The organism is Kribbella sp. NPDC050281 (assembly GCF_040655855.1).
Classification (GTDB): domain Bacteria; phylum Actinomycetota; class Actinomycetes; order Propionibacteriales; family Kribbellaceae; genus Kribbella.
Genome location: NZ_JBFAKS010000012.1, coordinates 117,885 through 134,114, shown reverse-complemented (window position 1 = coordinate 134,114; position 16,230 = coordinate 117,885). Strand labels below are relative to the sequence as shown.

Genomic DNA, 16,230 nt, shown 5'->3' with positions numbered 1-16,230 from the left:
GTCACTGCTCCGTGGAGTGGTGGCAGACGAGGGCGGGAGGGCGATCCGCGCCGGGCAGCGGCGCGCTGTGACTTGAGGGGTTCACCCACCGGCCCGGCCCGTGTCGCCGCGGATCGGGTCCTGGCTGCTTTGCTTGCTCCGCCGCAGTTCCTGGGCAATCGCTTGTGCCCCGCGTCGGGCCTGTTTGGCGGCGAATCCGATCTGTGACGGTCTCGGCACGAACCCGATGAACCGCAGGCCGTCCGCGGCGGGTGCTTCGCCAGTGGTCGTCGGCCAACCTCGCTCGTCGAGCACGCCGAGGTGCCCAACCAGCTGCGCGAGGCCTCTCCGGAAGCCGGTCGCGCAGACCATGGCGTCCGGGTTGATTCGCGTTCCGTCCGCCAGCGCCACGCCGGCGGCGTCGAGGGCCCCGACGCCGCGCACGATCTCGATGAACTTGTCCCGGATGACCGCGATGACGTCCTTGTCCAGGATTGCCGGGGCCACGCCGAGCCGCGAGCTCCGCGCGAAAATGCCTTCGGCGGGCACCGGGAGTCCGAATTCGTGCAGGTCCCCTATGTCCATCCTCCGGCTGAACCGAGCAATCGCATCGGCGATCCGGACCGGGGCATGGTAGAGCGGCGTCGCGATGAAGTCGCCCGGTATACCCCCGGGTCCCTGGCGGAGCATGATGTTGGGCGGCGTGCGAACGGCGAGCCACACCTTGGCCGCACCGCCCGTGGCCAGGTCGTAGGCGATCTCCATGCCGGAACTTCCCGGTCCTACCACCAGGACCCGTTTGCCGTTGTATGGCAACGGATTCCGGTACTGCGAAGAATGAATCAGACCGCCTGGCCACTCGTCGCGCCCCGGCCAATCAGGGATGAAGGGCTCGTGATCGAAGCCAGTGGCAACCACCACCTGGGAAGCTTCGACCTCGCCGGTGGAGGTTGTCAGCCGCCAATGCCCGTCGGCTCGGTCGAGCCGTTCTGCCGTGCAGCCCAAGCACAGTTCGATTCCGTCCTCGTTCGCATGTCGCTCGATGTGGTCGATCACCTGGTCCCGGGTGGGAAAGGTCGGTGTCCCACTCGGGTAGGGACGGTTCGGCAGATGCGAGAACTGCCTGCCGGTGTTCAGACGCAGCCGGTCATAGCGACTGCGCCATGACGAGCCGACCTGGTCGGCCCGGTCGACGAGCAGCGGCTTGACGCCGCGATCGGCAAGGGCCACGGCCGCCGAGACACCGGACGTGCCCGCGCCGATGATCGCAACCTGGTGCGAGATCATCGCGAAACTCCCTTCCTGCAAGCGTCAGTCGCGCCGCCCCGTAGCGACGATTCCGCGCCGCGCACGCCGGCCATGACCGTTCGTTCCGGATTCAAGCGGTCTCGGCGATGATGACGCTGATCGGTCCGGCCAGCAGCCGGTGATCGAGAAAGCGCCAGCCCGTGTCGTGCAGCCAGGCGGTGCCTTCCTCGACGCTGTAGACGTCGCCGTCGTTGACGTGGATCGCGAACTCGCCTGCCATCAGCGCGGCCGGGAGCGGCTGGGTGTGGGTCGGGTCGGTCCAGAAGTCGGCGAGCAGCAGGCGGGCCCCGGGTTCGGCAGCGGCGCGGATCCGGTGCAGGATCGACTGGTTGGTCTCCGGAGCGAAGCAGTGCACCAGGTTGGCAAGCAGGAAGGCGTCGTACCCCCGCGGCAGATCGTCGGCCACGAGGATGTCACCGACGCGGACGTCGAGGCGGTCTGAGTACGCCGTGGCGCGCAGCTGTTCCCTTGCGACGGGCGCAACGAAGGGGAGTTCGAAGACGGTCGCGGTGAGGGCCGGGTCGGCCGCGGCCAGGGCGATCGACCAGGAACCGGTGCCTCCGCCGATGTCCAGCAGCCGGCTTCCTGCAGGCAGCGCGGCCGCCTCGGGAAGGGCATGGCAGGCCGCGGCGGTGGCGGCGGCGATGCCGGCCGACATGATCGGTATCAGGTCGTCGTCGATCTCGAAGATCTCGTGGACCGGTCGGCCGCGGCCGAGGGCGCCGGCGAGGTCCTCCCAGGCGGGGTAGCTGAGCCGGTCCCAGAACCTGAGCAGCGGCCGGAAGTCGGCCGGGGTCGCGCCGGACAGGAAGGTGGCCGCCACCGAGCTGTTCGCGTAGCGGTCGCCATGCCGCTCGAGCAGGCCGATCGCGACCATGGCGTCCGCGCTGATGCGTGCCGTACGCCGGGTGAGACCGGTGCGGGCGGCGAGACCGGCGAGATCCACCGGCCCTTCGCCCAGCGCCTCGAACACGCCGAGCTCGGACGCCGCGAACAGGTGTTTGCTGGCCATGAAGCCCTGCGCGATCTCGAAGATCCGGCTCGGCGTCACGTCGTGGAGATTCCCCGTGGAGGCTGTGTCTGTGGTCGTCATGCCCTCAGCGTGCGGAGCGGCTTCAGATGGCCGCAATCCCACGATTCTGGGGGTGCCGCCGGACATGGGCCGCGCCGTACTCTGCAGAGGTGACAGGGACTTTGGCACCCCGGATCCGCGACGAGATCCAGCGGCTGGGTGGCGGCGGAATGACGTGGGTGGACTTCGGCACCGCTGTAGCCGATGTGCTCGCGACCGTCATCCCCTTCCACGCCTGGTGCTGCCACACGGTCGACCCGGGAACGATCCTGTTCACCGGCAGCGTCAACCGGAACGTCGGCTGCTCCGGCTCGTGGCTGGCCCATCACGAGTACGTCATCGAGGACGTCAACAAGTGGTCCTTCCTCGCCCGCAGCGGCCGGATCGCCGGTGCGACCAGCATCGACACCCACGGCGAGCTGTCCCGCTCGGTTCGGCACCGGTCCCAAGGGAACCACGGATTCGGCGACGAGCTGCGCGTGTCGCTCGTTGCCGATGGCATCTACTGGGGCGCGGCGGCCTTCCTGCGTCGCGCCGACGAAGCCTGGTTCACCGAGGGGGAGGTGCGGACGCTGGCCACGTTGGCTCCCGTGATCGCGACTGGTCTGCGCCGCGCCATGCTGGCGCGGCCGATCTCGCCGTACGTCGGAGGGCCGGTGGACCACGGCCCAGGGGTGGTCGTATTCGACGAGCACGGCGAGCCGGAGTCGATCTCCGGTGCCGCGGAGCGGTGGATCGGCGAGCTTGTCGAAGAGCCTCCACCGAGTTCACCGAGCGAGTCGAAGACGGTGCAGGCGATCGCTGCCCGCGCCCGCGCGATCACGCCCGGCACCGACCCCCTCGAACTGGCCGCCCGAGCCAGGGTCCGGACCCGCTCCGGCGCCTGGCTCCTGCTGTACGGCACCCGGCTCAGCGGAGGCACCGGCGACAGGACCGCGGTGATCATCCATCCCGCCACCCCGCAGGACGTCGCGCCGGTCATCGCCCTCTCGTACGGCCTGACCGACCGGGAGTGCCAGGTGGCCGTGCAGTGCGTTCAGGGTCGGGTCACCAAGGAGATCGCCCGCGCCTTGACCATGTCGCCGTACACCGTGCAGGACCACCTCAAGTCGATCTTCGACAAGACCGGTGTGCGCAGCCGGGGCGAGCTGGTCGGGCAGATCTTCCTCGACCACTACGCGACCCGCTGGGAGGCCCCGGCCGGCGCGACACCTGGCCTGCTGGTGCGCGGCATCTCACCCGACGAACCCTGACGCCGGCCGCTCAGATCAGCGGGTCCGCCGTCCCATCCCGTGCCACAGCCCAGGCTGTGCCGGGTCTATGCGGTTGCCGCCAGGCTGGAAGAGATCTACACCATCTTCGAAGGCGCGTCCGAGATCCAGCGGTCGGCACGGTCAACCTCGCTTCGCCCAGCCTCGTGTACCACGCGCTGGTCCCGCTGCCGGTCCCGGCGACGTTCCTGACAGGTTCGGTCTCGACGGCCCTGCCTGTAGGGCGGTCGAGAACGTGATGTGCAGCACGAGGCGTCACAGTCTCGGTCGCTGCGGGGTCGTATGTATGAGGAGGGCCGAATCATGCGAGGTCCCTGGAGCAATCTGCGAGCGAGAGTATTCCCTGATCACTGGTCGCTGCTGTTCGGCCAGATCGCCTTCTACAGCTTCGTTGTGGTGACGCTCACCGGCCTTGTGCTGATGGTGCCGTACCAACCGTCGGTCGAGCACGTTGTGTACGACGGCTCGTACGCACCGCTGCACGGCGTACAGATGTCACAGGCGATGGACTCGACGATGACGATCAGCTTCGAGCTGCGCGGTGGCCTGCTCGTGCGCCAGATGCACCACTGGGGCGCGCTGATCATGGTGGCGGCGATCCTGCTGCACCTGTTGCGGCTGTTCTTCACCGCCGGGTTCCGCCGGCCGCGGCGGCTGAACTGGGTGGTCGTCTTCGGGTTGCTGATCATCACGCTCGGCGCCTGCCTGACCGGTACGACGCTCCCGGACGACATGGCGTCCGGCACGAGCCTCGCAGTACTCGACGGCGTCCTGCAGGCAACTCCGTTCGTGGGAACGCAGCTCTCGGCGCTGCTGTTCGGAGGGGCTTTCCCGGGCGATGTGATCACGCAGTTCTACCCGCTGCACATCATCGTCCTACCCGCACTCCTCGTTGTGCTCTTCATCGTCAGCGGGGCGCTCGCGCTCAGGAACAAACCGGCGCAGTTCGCCGGCCCCGGGCGAACCGAGGACAACGTGGTGGGAAGTCCGGCGACTGTCGCCGTGGTCAAGAGCGTCGGTCTGTTCTGCTTCGTCGCCGGAGTAGTCGGCCTGATGGGCGCGCTGGCCACCATCAACCCGGTGTGGCTGTTCGGCCCGGCCGATCCGGCGAACACCTCAGCAGGAGTCGGCTCGGCGTGGTACCTCGCCTTCCTGGACGGTGCGCTGCGGCTGGCGCCGGGCTGGGAGGCCGTCTGGTGGGGCAGGACCATCAGCTTCGCCATCCTGCTCCCGGTTGCCATCTGCACGCTGTTCCTCGCGCTCGTCGGGATCTACCCGTTCATCGAGGAGCGAGTGACCCGCGACCGGCGCGAACACAACCTGCTCGAACGCCCGCGCAGCAACCCGATCCGCACCGGCATCGGCGTGGCCGGAGTCGTCTTCTACGGCACGCTCTGGGCCGCCGCCGGGGCCGACACGATGGCCGTCCAGTTCCACCTCTCGGTCAACGCCTTGATCCACCTGTTCCAGGCACTGCTGATCATCGGCCCACCGGTCGCCTTCAGCATCACCCGCCGTATCTGCCTGGGCCTACAGCAACGCGACACGAAGATCGCCACCAACGGCATCGAGACCGGCCGGATCCTCCGGCTCCCGACGGGCGGGTACGTCGAAACACACCGCCCGGCCCACCTCCAACTCACCTCATCCGAAGACAGCCGCGTGGATACGACCGGTCGTCGTTGACAGCGGTTGGGCGCTCGCAGCTCTGCGGGTCGCGATGATCTCGGCCGTAATCGAGATCGCCGTCTCCTCGGGGGTCCGAGTGGTGGCAAACGGTGGTCAGTGTCGTGCGTTGGTGAGCGGGGATCGAGGAGGGCAACGGCGGCCTGGGCAGGTCCCAAGCCGCCGTGGCTGCGTGGTCGGATCGGTCAGTTCTGGGAGGCCTTCAGTTCGTCCTTGTGGGTTTCCAGCCAGGTTGCGAAGGACTGGAGGGCCGGGTTGAGGGCTCGGACCTTGGTGAGGTTGCGGTCGGTGGTGAAGCGGTCGGCGTCTTCGGCGTAGAACTGGAACATGTTGCTGAACTCGATGGCCAGCGGGAACGGGAGGGCGCGGTAGTCCTCCCAGGTCGGGGGCTGGTAGACAACCTCCTCGCCCAGTACGTCGGACAGTCCGGCGGCGTACTCCTTGCCGGTCAGGTGGTCCCCGGCGATGCTCACGGTCTCTCCGATGAACTCCGTGCCGCGCTTGAGGATCGCCAGTGCGGTCCGGCCGATGTCTTCGGACGCGATCCCGGACAGCAGCCGGTCCGCCATCGGCATCGAGATGGTCAGCTTGCCGTCCTCGCCGCGGGCAGGCGGCATTCCGTTGATGAAGGCATCGAAGTAGAACGTGGTCCGCAGGAACGTCGTCGGTACGCCGTACTTCGTGAACAGCTCGTCCGCCTCGCCCTTCGCGTCGAAGTGCGGCACCTTGTAGCGCCCGTCGTCCAGGCTCGGTACGTCGTTCCGATCGCTGAAGAACGGCCTGGTGTCCTCGAGGGTCGACCAGATCACGTGCGCGACACCGGCGTCCTTGGCAGCGGTCGCGGCGATGTCGGCCTGCTGGAGCTCCATCTCCGCCCGGGTCCGCGCCGCCTCTTCCTCGGGGGTGCGGTCGACCCAGTAGTTCGTCACCACGAAGGCGCCGTACACGCCCTCGAAGGCCGCCCGCACGCTCGCCTCGTCGTCCAGGTCGGCCGCCACCACCTCGACGCCGGCCGCCGCCAGCTCCTTCGCCTTGGCGGACTCCGGATTGCGGGTCAGCGCCCGTACGCCGAACTCGCCGGACGGATCGGCCAGGATCGCGCGGGCCAGTCCGCCGCCCTGGGCCCCGGTGGCTCCGACCACGGCGATCAGCTTCTGCTCAGTCATATCGAACTCCCCAGAATTTAGGTTGATGTGTCAACGCGATCGATCGTAGCGCGCTTGGTTGATGTGTCAACCCAGTCGGGTACCATGGTCGTTGTGGGCAAGGGACCGTGGCTCGACGACGACGAGCAGAAGGCGTGGCGCAGCTACCTGCTGATGCACAAGACGCTGGAGACGCACATGGAGCGTCATCTCCAGCGTGAGTACGGCCTGTCCAAGTCGGACTTCGAGATCCTGGTGAATCTGTCGGAGTCGAAGACCGGGCGGATGCGGGCGTTCGAGCTGGGCCGGGCGACCCAGTGGGAGAAGAGCCGGATGTCGCACCACCTGACCCGGATGGAGAAGCGCGGCCTGATCCAGAAGGTGGCCTGCGACTCCCGGTACCCGGAGATCGCGATCACCGCGGAGGGGATGGCGGCGATCGAGGCCTGTGCGCCGGCCCACGCGGCCCGGATCCGCGAGTTCTTCGTCGACGTCTTCGGGCCCGACCGGCTGGCCGTGCTGGGCGAGGTGTCGGACGAGATCGTCGACACCATCCGCAAGCACGAGGGCAACGACTGCCCACCCGAGGTGAGCGGGAACTGCTGACCTGAGAGGTCCTCACAGAGAGCTCTCAGCAGAACTTGATGCTGGCTTGACGGTCTCTTGGAGTGCGGCTGATGAGCTTGCCGCGAGGCTGGCGGCATGGTCACCACAGAGGCGTTCGAAGAGCCCCACTCAGCCCGCCGGCGCTGGCTGCGCCGGGCGTCCGCGGCCGCGATCGCGACAGCGGTCCTCGGTATCGGCGGCACCGGACTGTCCGTCGCGATCGTGTCCGCACGGCAGGCGGACAACGGCAGCACCGGCACGACCACCAGCTCCGGCTCAGGTTCCAGCACCGGTGGTTCCAGCACCGGTGGTTCCAGCAGCGGTGGTTCCAGTAGCGGTGGCTCCAGCTCCGACGACAGCGGCTCGAGTGGTCTCGGCTCGGCCTCGTCGGGCTCGACCTCGCAGGGCGGGAGCAACGGATCATGAGCGCCTCGCGCACCTGGACCGCCTGGAGCTGCACCGTCCGCCTGACGGTCGACGACCCAGCCGTCCTCGGCGCTGCCTGTGGTGAGCTGAAGGCGCTGATGGATCGCGTCGACAAGGCCGCCAGCCGGTTCCGCCCGGACTCCGAGCTCTCGATCGTGAACTCCCGCGCCGGCGCCCTCGTGCCGGTGTCGCGCCTGCTCGTCGACCTGGTCGACGTGAGCCTGGTCGCGGCCTCGATGAGCGGTGGTGCGGTCGACCCGACGGTCGGCGCCGCGGTGATCGCGGCCGGCTACAACGACGACATCGAGGCGGTACGGCGGCGGTTCCCAGAGCCGCCGGCCGACCCGAAACCGATCCCCGGCTGGCAGCAGGTCCAGCTCAACCGGAAGCTCGCGTTGCTCGGCGTACCGAGTGACTGTGCTCTGGACCTCGGCGCGATCGCCAAGGCGTGGACCGCCGACCGGGCCGCTCTGATGCTCAGCAAGCGCTACGGCTGCGCAATCCTGGTCGAGATCGGTGGGGACCTCCGTGCCGCCGGCGATCCGGTCAAGCCGTGGGTCATCACGGTCGCCGAGCGCGCCGGTGACCCCGGCGTACTCGTCACCCTCGCTCACGGCGGCCTGACGACCTCTACTCGGACAGTACGGCGCTGGCAGACGCCGACCGGCTACGCACACCACCTCATCGACCCCCGCACCGGCAAGCCCGCGGATGGTCAGTGGCGAACCGCATCGGTCTGGGCGCCAACCGCAGTGCGGGCCAACACCTTCAGTACGGCGCTGGTCGCGACAGGGGAGGCGGCTCTCGGGCGGCTGACCCTGGCTGGTCACCCTGCCCGGCTGATCGACGACGGCGGCGAGGTCACTGAGCTGTCCGGTTGGCCGGCGTCGAGCGAAGCCGCCTGATGACGCTCTGGTACCTCGCCCGCGCGGCGGGAATCGTCGCCATGATCATGTTCACGGTGTCGGCCTCGCTCGGCATCCTCACGTCGGGCAGTCGTGATCCGGGCCGTCGGTTCTGGCTGCAGTACGTGCACCGCTCGGCGGCAGCCACTGGTCTGGTCCTCCTGACGACGCATGTCATCGCAGTCATCGCCGACGCCTACGTCGACATCAGTCCGGGCGTCCTGGTCTGGCCGTTCGGCTCCGGCTACCGCCCGTTCGCCATGGTCGTCGGAGTACTCGCGCTGTACGGGCTGGTGCTCGCCGCAGTCGTCGGAGCCGCCCGCGGCCGCCTCGCGAAGTCGGAGACCGTCACCAGGCACTGGCGCTCGATCCACATCGCCGCATCCATCGGCTGGCTGCTGTCCATCGGGCACTCGCTGCTGGCCGGGACCGACCGGGGCACCCCCTGGATGCTCGCCATCACCCTCGGCTGCCTCGGCGCAGTCGCCGCAGCGGGTGTGTACCGCGCTCGCAGCCAGGCGGCACGCGCCAGTACGCCGCTGAACCTCGCACGAGCCGGGAGAACGCGATGACGACCTTGCAGGACACCCGGGTGCGGGTCATCGGTGAGCCACGGTTGCTGGCGGGTGTCGACCGGGGCGGTCTAGATCTGCAGCGCCATCACTGGACCCACGGCACTCAGCCGGACCTCACCCGCGAGACCTACACGCGGTTGGCCGAGTCTGTCGGCCTCAGAGGACGCGGCGGTGCGGCGTTCCTGGTCGCACTGAAGCTGGCTGACCTCCCGGCGCGCGGCGTCGAGGCTGTCGTCGTCAACGGTTCGGAGAGCGAGCCGGTGAGCCGCAAGGACCGTCTACTCCTCACAGTCGCGCCGCACCTGGTCCTGGACGGCGCTGTCGGTCTGGCCCGCGCACTCGGTGCGCCCCACGTGCTGATCGCCGTACATGATGCGACCGCGGCAACCTCCGTTCGGGAGGCGATCGTGGAACGCGACGACGGCCTGGCGATCGAGGTGAGCGACACAACTGGCCGCTTTGTCGCAGGTGAGGCCCGTGCGGTGCTGAGTGCGTTGGAAGGTGGCCCCGCCGTACCGCCTGGGCGGAGGGTGTTGCCAACGCGGAAGGGGTACCACCGGCGGCCGACGTTCCTGTCGAACGTGGAGACGTTCGCGCAACTTGCCGTACTCGCGCGACTGGGGTCGAAAGGGTTCAGTAGCACCGGACTGATCAGTGAGCCCGGTACACAGTTGCTGACGATCGACGGCGCGGTGCTGAAGCCGGGTGTAATGGAGACGCCGACCGGTGTGCCGCTGGACACCGTCCTGCAGTTCGCGGGTGCGGAGCACGGTCCGGTGCTGCTGGGTGGGTACCACGGCCGCTGGCTCGCGCGGACCGACGGCCTGACGCTGCAGCGACCGGAAGCGTCCGCCGGGATCATCCTGGCGCTCGGGTCGGACACCTGCCCGCTCGGTGAGGTGCACCGGGTCGCGGGCTGGCTGGCGAGTCAGTCAGCCGGGCAGTGCGGGCCGTGCGTGTTCGGCCTCGCGGCTCTGGTCGACGACTTCGGCAGGTTGGTGCGCGGCGAGGCGACCGGCTGGCACGATGCGCACCGTCACCTAGGTCTTGTGCCGGGGCGTGGAGCGTGCGCGCACCCGGACGGCTCGGCGCGGTTCCTCGCGTCGGCGCTGGAGGTGTTCGGTGAGGACGTCCGGCTCCACCTCGGCGGAGGCGGTGGCGGCTGCGGCCGACCGGTCCACGGAGTCCTACCTCTGCCTGGAGGTGAGTGGTGAATAGACTGGAGATCGACTGGACGCGCTGCGACGGGCACGGCCTCTGCGCCACCCTGTTGCCGGACGACGTCGTCCTCGACGAGTGGGGTTTCCCGGTACTGCGCGGACGGGAGATCACCGCCGGTGATGCGCCCGCGGTACGCCGCGCCGTCCTCGCCTGCCCGGCCCTGGCGTTGCGCTTTGCTGACAGGTGAAATACGCGATGCAACCGATCCGTGAAGTGTGATCTACAAGGCTCTGGACAGGCTCGTCCCGACATCACACCAGTGACAAAGGTGGACTAGTCTCTGAGTGATCGCACAATGTCGTGCGATCCGGCGCGAGCGGCGCCGAGGGCACGCGTGGAGACGGTGGGGAATGCAGAGCAAGCTGGACGTCCAGAAGGCGGAAGTTCTCGCCAAGGCGGTGGCTGCGGGAACACACGGGCACGACAAATCGGTGGATCCGGCGAAGCTGAGGACGTTCCTCGAGCGCTACTACCGCTACGTCGCCGCCGAGGACGTGGCCGAACGCCAGCCGACCGACTGTCTGGGCGCTGCACGGCACCATTACAAGACCGCGGCGTCGCGGCCGCAGGGTACGGCGAAGGTTCATGTCTTCACGCCGACCCTGGAGGAGCACGGCTGGTCCGCGGACGGCCGGACCGTGGTCGAGATCGTGGTCGACGACATGCCGTTCCTGGTGGACAGCGCCTCGATGGCGATCACCGACCACAACCTCGAGTTGCAGCTGCTGATCCACCCCCAGTTCGTGGTCCGGCGGGACGTCGCCGGCACGCTGCAGGAGGTCCTCGACGACACCGAGGCCTCGGACGCGCACGATCTGGTCCGGGAGAGCTGGATGCACCTGGAGGTCGAGCGGATCGCCGACGTCGCCGAGCAGCGGGCCCTGGAGCAGGCACTGCAGACGGTGCTGCACGACGTGCGCGAGGCGGTCGAGGACTGGCCGAAGATGCACGAGAAGGCGGTCTCGATCGCCGAGGAGCTGAACGCGGCCGACCTGCCGGTGGGCGAGAACGAGGTGGAGGAGGCGCGCGAGCTGCTGGAGTGGCTCGCCGACGAGCACTTCACCTTCCTCGGCTACCGCGAGTACGACTTCACCATGGAGGGCGAGCAGGGCATCCTGCGCGGCCGTCCCGGGACCGGGCTGGGCATCCTCCGGCCGGACCCGAAGCCGAACTCCGGCAAGCTGCCGCCGGAGGTGAGCGCGAAGGCCCGTGAGCGCAAGCTGCTGATCCTGACCAAGGCGAACTCGCGGTCCACCGTGCACCGGTCGGCGTATCTGGACTATGTCGGCATCAAGCAGTTCGACGCGAACGGCGACCCGGTGCTGGAGCGCCGGTTCATCGGTCTGCTGTCGTCGACGGCGTACACCGAGAGCGTCATGCAGATCCCGGTGCTGCGGCGCAAGGCGCTGGAGCTGTTCCGGCTGACCGGCTTCGACCCGAACAGCCACAGTGGCAAGGGCTTGCTCGACGTACTGGAGACGTATCCGCGCGACGAGCTGCTGCAGGCTCCGGTGGAGGACCTGCTACCGATCGTGCAGTCGGTGCTGCACCTGCAGGAGCGGCGTGCGGTCAAGCTGTTCGTACGGCGCGACGTCTACAACCGCTACCTGTCCTGCCTGGTGTACCTGCCGCGTGACCGATACACCACTGCGGTCCGGCTGCGGATGCAGCAGATCCTCAAGGACGCCATCGGCGCCGAGTCCGTCACCTACGCGGCGTACGTGACCGAGTCCGTGCTGGCCCGAGTCCACTTCGTCGTCCGGATGAAGCAGGGCGAGACCGTGGGCGAGTTCGACGCCGAGCTGCTCGAGCAGAAGGTGGTCGAGGCGACCCGCGCCTGGGAGGACGACTTCACCGCAGCACTGCACGCCCAGGGTGGCGACGGCGCCGTGACGCAGCTGGCCCGCCGGTACGCCGGCGCCTTCCCGGAGGCGTACAAGGAGGACTTCGACGCCCGGGTCGCCGTCAAGGACGTGACCGTGCTGGAGTCGCTGCCTCCCGACAACGGGCTGGCCATGTCGCTCTACAGTCCGCTGGACGAGGAGTGGGAGGGCGAACGCCGCTTCAAGGTCTACCGGACCGGAACGGCGCTGTCGCTGTCGCAGGTGCTGCCGCACCTGACCCACATGGGCGTCGAGGTCATCGACGAGCGCCCGTACGAGATCCGGCGCGGCGACGCGACGGTGTACATCTACGACTTCGGGCTGAAGGCGCCAGAGAAACCCGACGAGCGCGAGGAGCTGCGCAAGCTCTTCTCCGACACGTTCCAGGCGGTCTGGCAGGGCCGGGCCGAGTCGGACAAGCTGAATGCGCTGGTCCTGCGCGGAAGCCTCAGCTGGCGCCAGGTGTCGATCCTGCGGGCGTACCAGCGGTACATCCGGCAGGGCGGTACGCCGTTCAGCCAGGACTACATCCAGAACACGTTCCTGAACCACGTGGACGTGGCCTGCCTGCTCGTCCAGCTGTTCGAGGTGAGCTTCGACCCGGCCCGCGGCGCCGGCGACGACCCGGACCGGATCGCCCGGACAGCCCAGCTGGAGAAGGAGATCCTGGCCGCGCTGGACACGGTGCAGAGCCTGGACGAGGACCGGATCCTGCGCTCGTACCTGACCGTGATCAAGGCGACGCTGCGGACGAACTACTTCCAGCCCCGGATCGCCGACGGCGAGCCGCGTGACTACATCTCGCTGAAGCTGGAGCCGAAGGCGATCCCGGATCTGCCGCAGCCGCGGCCGGCGTACGAGATCTTCGTGTACTCGCCGCAGGTCGAGGGTGTGCACCTGCGCTTCGGCGCGGTCGCCCGCGGCGGGCTGCGCTGGTCCGACCGGCGCGAGGACTTCCGGACCGAGGTGCTCGGCCTGGTCAAGGCGCAGATGGTGAAGAACTCGGTCATCGTGCCGGTCGGCGCGAAGGGCGGGTTCTACGCCAAGAAGCTGCCCGATCCGACGGTTGACCGCGACGCCTGGCTGGCCGAGGGCATCGCGTCGTACAAGACGTTCATCTCCGGGCTGCTCGACATCACCGACAACATCGTTGCCGGTGGCATCGTTGCGCCGCGGGACGTGGTCCGGTACGACGGTGACGACGCCTACCTGGTCGTTGCCGCGGACAAGGGCACGGCGACGTTCTCGGACATCGCCAACGGGGTCGCGAAGCAGTACGGCTTCTGGCTGGGTGACGCGTTCGCGTCCGGCGGCTCGGTCGGGTACGACCACAAGGCGATGGGCATCACCGCGCGTGGTGCCTGGGAGTCGGTCAAGCGGCACTTCCGCGAGATGGGCCACGACTGCCAGAACGAGGATTTCAGCGTCGTCGGTGTCGGCGACATGTCCGGAGATGTGTTCGGCAACGGGATGCTCGCCTCGGAGCACATCCGGCTGGTCGCGGCGTTCGACCACCGGCACATCTTCCTCGACCCGGCACCGGATGCCGCCAAGTCGTACCTGGAGCGGCGGCGGCTGTTCGACCTGCCGCGGTCGTCCTGGGCCGACTACGACTCGGGCCTGATCTCCGAGGGCGGCGGCATCTACCCGCGGACCGACAAGGCGATCCCGATCTCGGCCGAGGTCCGCGAGGTGCTCGGCATCGAGGGCAGCCCGGCGACACTGACGCCGGCCGAACTGATGAACGCGATCCTGAAGGCGCCGGTCGACCTGTTCTGGAACGGCGGCATCGGCACCTACGTGAAGGCGTCGACCGAGTCGAACGGCGACGTCGGCGACAAGGCGAACGACGCGATCCGGATCAATGGCGCCGACCTGCGCGCCCGCGCGGTCGGCGAGGGCGGCAACCTCGGCTTCACCCAGCTGGGCCGGATCGAGTACGCCGCGGGCGGTGGCCGGATCAACACCGACTTCATCGACAACGTGGCCGGCGTGGACACCTCCGACCACGAGGTGAACATCAAGATCCTGCTGGACAAGGTGGTTGCCGACGGCGACCTGACCGAGAAGCAGCGCAACGACATCATCGCCTCGATGACCGACGAGGTCGGCGGGCTGGTGCTGAAGAGCAACTACCGGCAGAACGTCGCGCTGGCCAACGGGGTCGCGCAGGCGCCGGCCCTGATGCACGTCCACCAGGACTGGGTACGGCGGCTGGAGAAGCAAGGACTGCTGAACCGGGAGCTGGAGTTCCTGCCGAGTGTCGCCGAGTTCAAGCGGCGCAAGGCCGACGGGCGCGGGCTGACCTCACCTGAGCTGTCGGTGCTGATCGCCTACACCAAGATCGTGCTCGAGGCCGAGTTGCTGAAGACCTCGCTGCCGGACGACCACTACCTGGCGCACAAGCTGTCCAGCTACTTCCCGAAGGCGATCCAGGAACGGTTCGCCGAGCAGATCCAGTCCCACCAGCTGCGGCGCGAGATCATCACCACCCAGGTGGTCAACGAGTTCGTCAACACCTCCGGGATCACGGCGTACCACCGGCTGTCGCTGGAGACCGGCGGCACGGTCGAGGACGTCGTTCGCGCCAATCTGGCTGCCTCGCGGATCTTTGCGCAGCCCGAGCTGCTGTCCGGGAACGCCGCCCTCGACAACATCGTCGACGCGGGGACACAGACGCACATGCGGCTCGAGACCCGCACGCTGGTCGAGCGGGCCACGCGGTGGCTGGTCAGCAGCCAGCGGCCTCCGGTGGACATCGAGGAACTGATCGAGTTCTTCGGGCCGGGGATCGCGAAGCTGACCGCAGCCCTGCCCGACGTCTTGCGGGGTCGCGAGCTGGCGCTGTTCGAGCAGCGGCGGGAAGCCCTTGTACAGAAGGGGGTTTCGCCCGAGTTCGCCACCCGGATCGCTGTGCTGCCCCCGGCGTACGCCGGACTCGGGGTCGTCGAGACGGCGTCCCGCGACAACCTCGACATCCTCGAGGTCGCCAAGGTCCACTTCGCCCTCGGTGAGCGGCTGCAACTGGGTCGGTTCCTGGAACGCATCATCAACCTGCCCCGCACCGACCGCTGGCAGACGATGGCCCGGGCCGCGCTGCGCGACGACCTGCACGCCGTCCACGCCCGCCTGACCCGCCAGGTCCTCGCCACCACGGACGCCACCGACGAGCCCGAGGACCGCGTCATCACCTGGCAGGACCAGAACGAAGCAGCCCTGTCCCGAGCCGCCACCATGCTCGAGGAGATTGTGGAAACCGAAGGCCCAGAACTGGCCCACCTCTCCGTAGGCCTCCGCCTGGTCCGGACCCTCCTCGCCAACCAGGCCTGAGTTTTCGCCAGTCGGCCGGACGGAGGTCCCGTCCGGCCAGTGGGGCTACTACTTAGTCGCGTGGACGACCAGGAGGCGAGAGGTGGGGGTTGCGGTCTCGTTGTGCCAGCCGCCTCGGACGGTGACGGCGCCGAAGCCGGCGTCTTCGAGGGCGGCGGTGATCTCCTCGGCGGTGCGGAAGTAGAGGGTGGTGGTGTAGACAGCGTCGCGGCCGTCGTCGAACAGGTTGTGTGCGTCGAACACCACCCGCCCGGCGTCCACCTCGGTCACCTCGATCCATTCGCGCAGGTGACCCACTGACGTGTCGCGGTCGCCGTACGTCGCTTGCCTGGTCCAACCCTCCCAGGCACGCGTGGCCGGGTTGCGGCTCTCGAAGGTCATCACGCCGCCGGGCCGCAGGGCGCCGGCGCAGGACTTCAGCGCGGACGAAAGGTCGTCATCGGGGATGTGCATCATCGTGTTGCCGCTGCTCACGACCAGATCGATGTCTCCGGTGGACGCGATCGCCGAGGCGTCGCCGTCGATCCAGGTCACAGCCTCCGCTCCCGGTTGCCGGCGCGCGAAGTTCAGCATCGTCGCGCTCGGGTCGATTCCGATGACGACGCGTCCGGGCGTCACCAGCGACCTGGTCAGCAGCCCTGTCCCGCAGCCGAGGTCGACGACCTTGGTGGCCCCGATCGTGCCGGCCAGCCGCCGGAAGTAGTCATGGTCGTCCCCGGCCGGGTTGTCGACGTCGTACAGCTCGACGAGTTCCTCGTCCCCATACGGATCCAATGTCACCGGCTCACGGTAGGTGCACCGCTCGGGGCGCGCAATTAGGTTT

Annotated in this window: 13 protein-coding genes; 9 read left to right on the top strand and 4 right to left on the bottom strand. The window is 68.5% G+C overall.

What is annotated here, in order from left to right:
* Window positions 1-81: 81 nt before the first annotated feature.
* Both AB0I34_RS15555 and AB0I34_RS15550 read right to left on the bottom strand, forming a co-directional pair.
* On the bottom strand, window positions 82-1,266 hold the full coding sequence (locus tag AB0I34_RS15555) for an NAD(P)/FAD-dependent oxidoreductase (RefSeq protein WP_360445405.1): 1,185 nt from the start codon (window positions 1,264-1,266) through the stop codon (window positions 82-84).
* Window positions 1,267-1,357: 91 nt separating this feature from the next.
* Window positions 1,358-2,380 carry a methyltransferase gene (locus AB0I34_RS15550; RefSeq protein ID WP_360445403.1) on the bottom strand — a complete coding sequence of 341 codons (1,023 nt, stop codon included), beginning with the start codon at window positions 2,378-2,380 and terminating at the stop codon, window positions 1,358-1,360.
* A gap of 89 nt (window positions 2,381-2,469) precedes the next feature.
* On the opposite strand from AB0I34_RS15550, the gene AB0I34_RS15545 reads away from it, so the two are divergent.
* Together AB0I34_RS15545 and AB0I34_RS15540 are read left to right on the top strand one after the other, a co-directional pair.
* A complete protein-coding gene (locus AB0I34_RS15545; protein WP_360445401.1) occupies window positions 2,470-3,612 on the top strand; it encodes a helix-turn-helix transcriptional regulator in 1,143 nt (380 codons plus the stop codon).
* 321 nt (window positions 3,613-3,933) lie between these two features.
* On the top strand, window positions 3,934-5,316 hold the full coding sequence (locus tag AB0I34_RS15540) for a cytochrome b N-terminal domain-containing protein (protein ID WP_360445399.1): 1,383 nt from the start codon (window positions 3,934-3,936) through the stop codon (window positions 5,314-5,316).
* Window positions 5,317-5,501: 185 nt separating this feature from the next.
* On the opposite strand, the gene AB0I34_RS15535 is transcribed toward AB0I34_RS15540, so the two are convergent.
* The gene (locus tag AB0I34_RS15535; protein WP_360445397.1) at window positions 5,502-6,482 is read right to left on the bottom strand and encodes an NmrA/HSCARG family protein; all 981 of its coding nucleotides are present in this window, start codon (window positions 6,480-6,482) and stop codon (window positions 5,502-5,504) included.
* Between the two features lie 93 nt (window positions 6,483-6,575).
* Between AB0I34_RS15535 and AB0I34_RS15530 the strand changes: the two genes are divergently transcribed.
* From AB0I34_RS15530 to AB0I34_RS15500, 7 genes are all read left to right on the top strand, one after another.
* The gene (locus AB0I34_RS15530) at window positions 6,576-7,067 is read left to right on the top strand and encodes a MarR family winged helix-turn-helix transcriptional regulator (protein WP_360445395.1); all 492 of its coding nucleotides are present in this window, start codon (window positions 6,576-6,578) and stop codon (window positions 7,065-7,067) included.
* A gap of 96 nt (window positions 7,068-7,163) precedes the next feature.
* Window positions 7,164-7,493, top strand: coding sequence for a hypothetical protein (locus tag AB0I34_RS15525; RefSeq protein ID WP_360445393.1), 330 nt, complete (start codon window positions 7,164-7,166; stop codon window positions 7,491-7,493).
* Window positions 7,490-8,398 (top strand): FAD:protein FMN transferase, encoded by a 909-nt coding sequence (locus AB0I34_RS15520; protein WP_360445391.1) that lies wholly within the window; start codon window positions 7,490-7,492, stop codon window positions 8,396-8,398. Before AB0I34_RS15525 ends, AB0I34_RS15520 begins: the two co-directional genes overlap by 4 nt.
* Window positions 8,398-8,970: a hypothetical protein gene (locus AB0I34_RS15515; protein ID WP_360445389.1), complete on the top strand. Its 573-nt coding sequence runs from the start codon at window positions 8,398-8,400 to the stop codon at window positions 8,968-8,970. Before AB0I34_RS15520 ends, AB0I34_RS15515 begins: the two co-directional genes overlap by 1 nt.
* Entirely contained in the window at window positions 8,967-10,187 is a 1,221-nt protein-coding gene (locus AB0I34_RS15510) for an NADH-ubiquinone oxidoreductase-F iron-sulfur binding region domain-containing protein (RefSeq protein ID WP_360445387.1), read from the top strand. Before AB0I34_RS15515 ends, AB0I34_RS15510 begins: the two co-directional genes overlap by 4 nt.
* Window positions 10,184-10,381, top strand: a complete 198-nt coding sequence (locus tag AB0I34_RS15505) for a ferredoxin (RefSeq protein WP_360445385.1) — start codon at window positions 10,184-10,186, stop codon at window positions 10,379-10,381. Before AB0I34_RS15510 ends, AB0I34_RS15505 begins: the two co-directional genes overlap by 4 nt.
* Before the next feature lie 163 nt (window positions 10,382-10,544).
* Window positions 10,545-15,407: an NAD-glutamate dehydrogenase gene (locus tag AB0I34_RS15500; RefSeq protein WP_360445383.1), complete on the top strand. Its 4,863-nt coding sequence runs from the start codon at window positions 10,545-10,547 to the stop codon at window positions 15,405-15,407.
* A gap of 48 nt (window positions 15,408-15,455) precedes the next feature.
* Here AB0I34_RS15500 and AB0I34_RS15495 read toward each other — a convergent pair whose 3' ends face one another.
* Window positions 15,456-16,187 carry a class I SAM-dependent methyltransferase gene (locus AB0I34_RS15495; protein ID WP_360445381.1) on the bottom strand — a complete coding sequence of 244 codons (732 nt, stop codon included), beginning with the start codon at window positions 16,185-16,187 and terminating at the stop codon, window positions 15,456-15,458.
* Between the last annotated feature and the right edge of the window lie 43 nt (window positions 16,188-16,230).

Excerpts from the sequence above, each read along its gene's own strand:
- AB0I34_RS15555 (WP_360445405.1), bottom strand. The coding sequence starts at position 1,266 with ATGATCTCGCACCAGGTTGCGATCATCGGCGCGGGCACGTCCGGTGTC.
- AB0I34_RS15550 (WP_360445403.1), bottom strand. The coding sequence starts at position 2,380 with ATGACGACCACAGACACAGCCTCCACGGGGAATCTCCACGACGTGACG.
- AB0I34_RS15540 (WP_360445399.1), top strand. The coding sequence starts at position 3,934 with ATGCGAGGTCCCTGGAGCAATCTGCGAGCGAGAGTATTCCCTGATCAC.
- AB0I34_RS15535 (WP_360445397.1), bottom strand. The coding sequence starts at position 6,482 with ATGACTGAGCAGAAGCTGATCGCCGTGGTCGGAGCCACCGGGGCCCAG.
- AB0I34_RS15525 (WP_360445393.1), top strand. The coding sequence starts at position 7,164 with ATGGTCACCACAGAGGCGTTCGAAGAGCCCCACTCAGCCCGCCGGCGC.
- AB0I34_RS15520 (WP_360445391.1), top strand. The coding sequence starts at position 7,490 with ATGAGCGCCTCGCGCACCTGGACCGCCTGGAGCTGCACCGTCCGCCTG.
- AB0I34_RS15515 (WP_360445389.1), top strand. The coding sequence starts at position 8,398 with ATGACGCTCTGGTACCTCGCCCGCGCGGCGGGAATCGTCGCCATGATC.
- AB0I34_RS15510 (WP_360445387.1), top strand. The coding sequence starts at position 8,967 with ATGACGACCTTGCAGGACACCCGGGTGCGGGTCATCGGTGAGCCACGG.
- AB0I34_RS15500 (WP_360445383.1), top strand. The coding sequence starts at position 10,545 with ATGCAGAGCAAGCTGGACGTCCAGAAGGCGGAAGTTCTCGCCAAGGCG.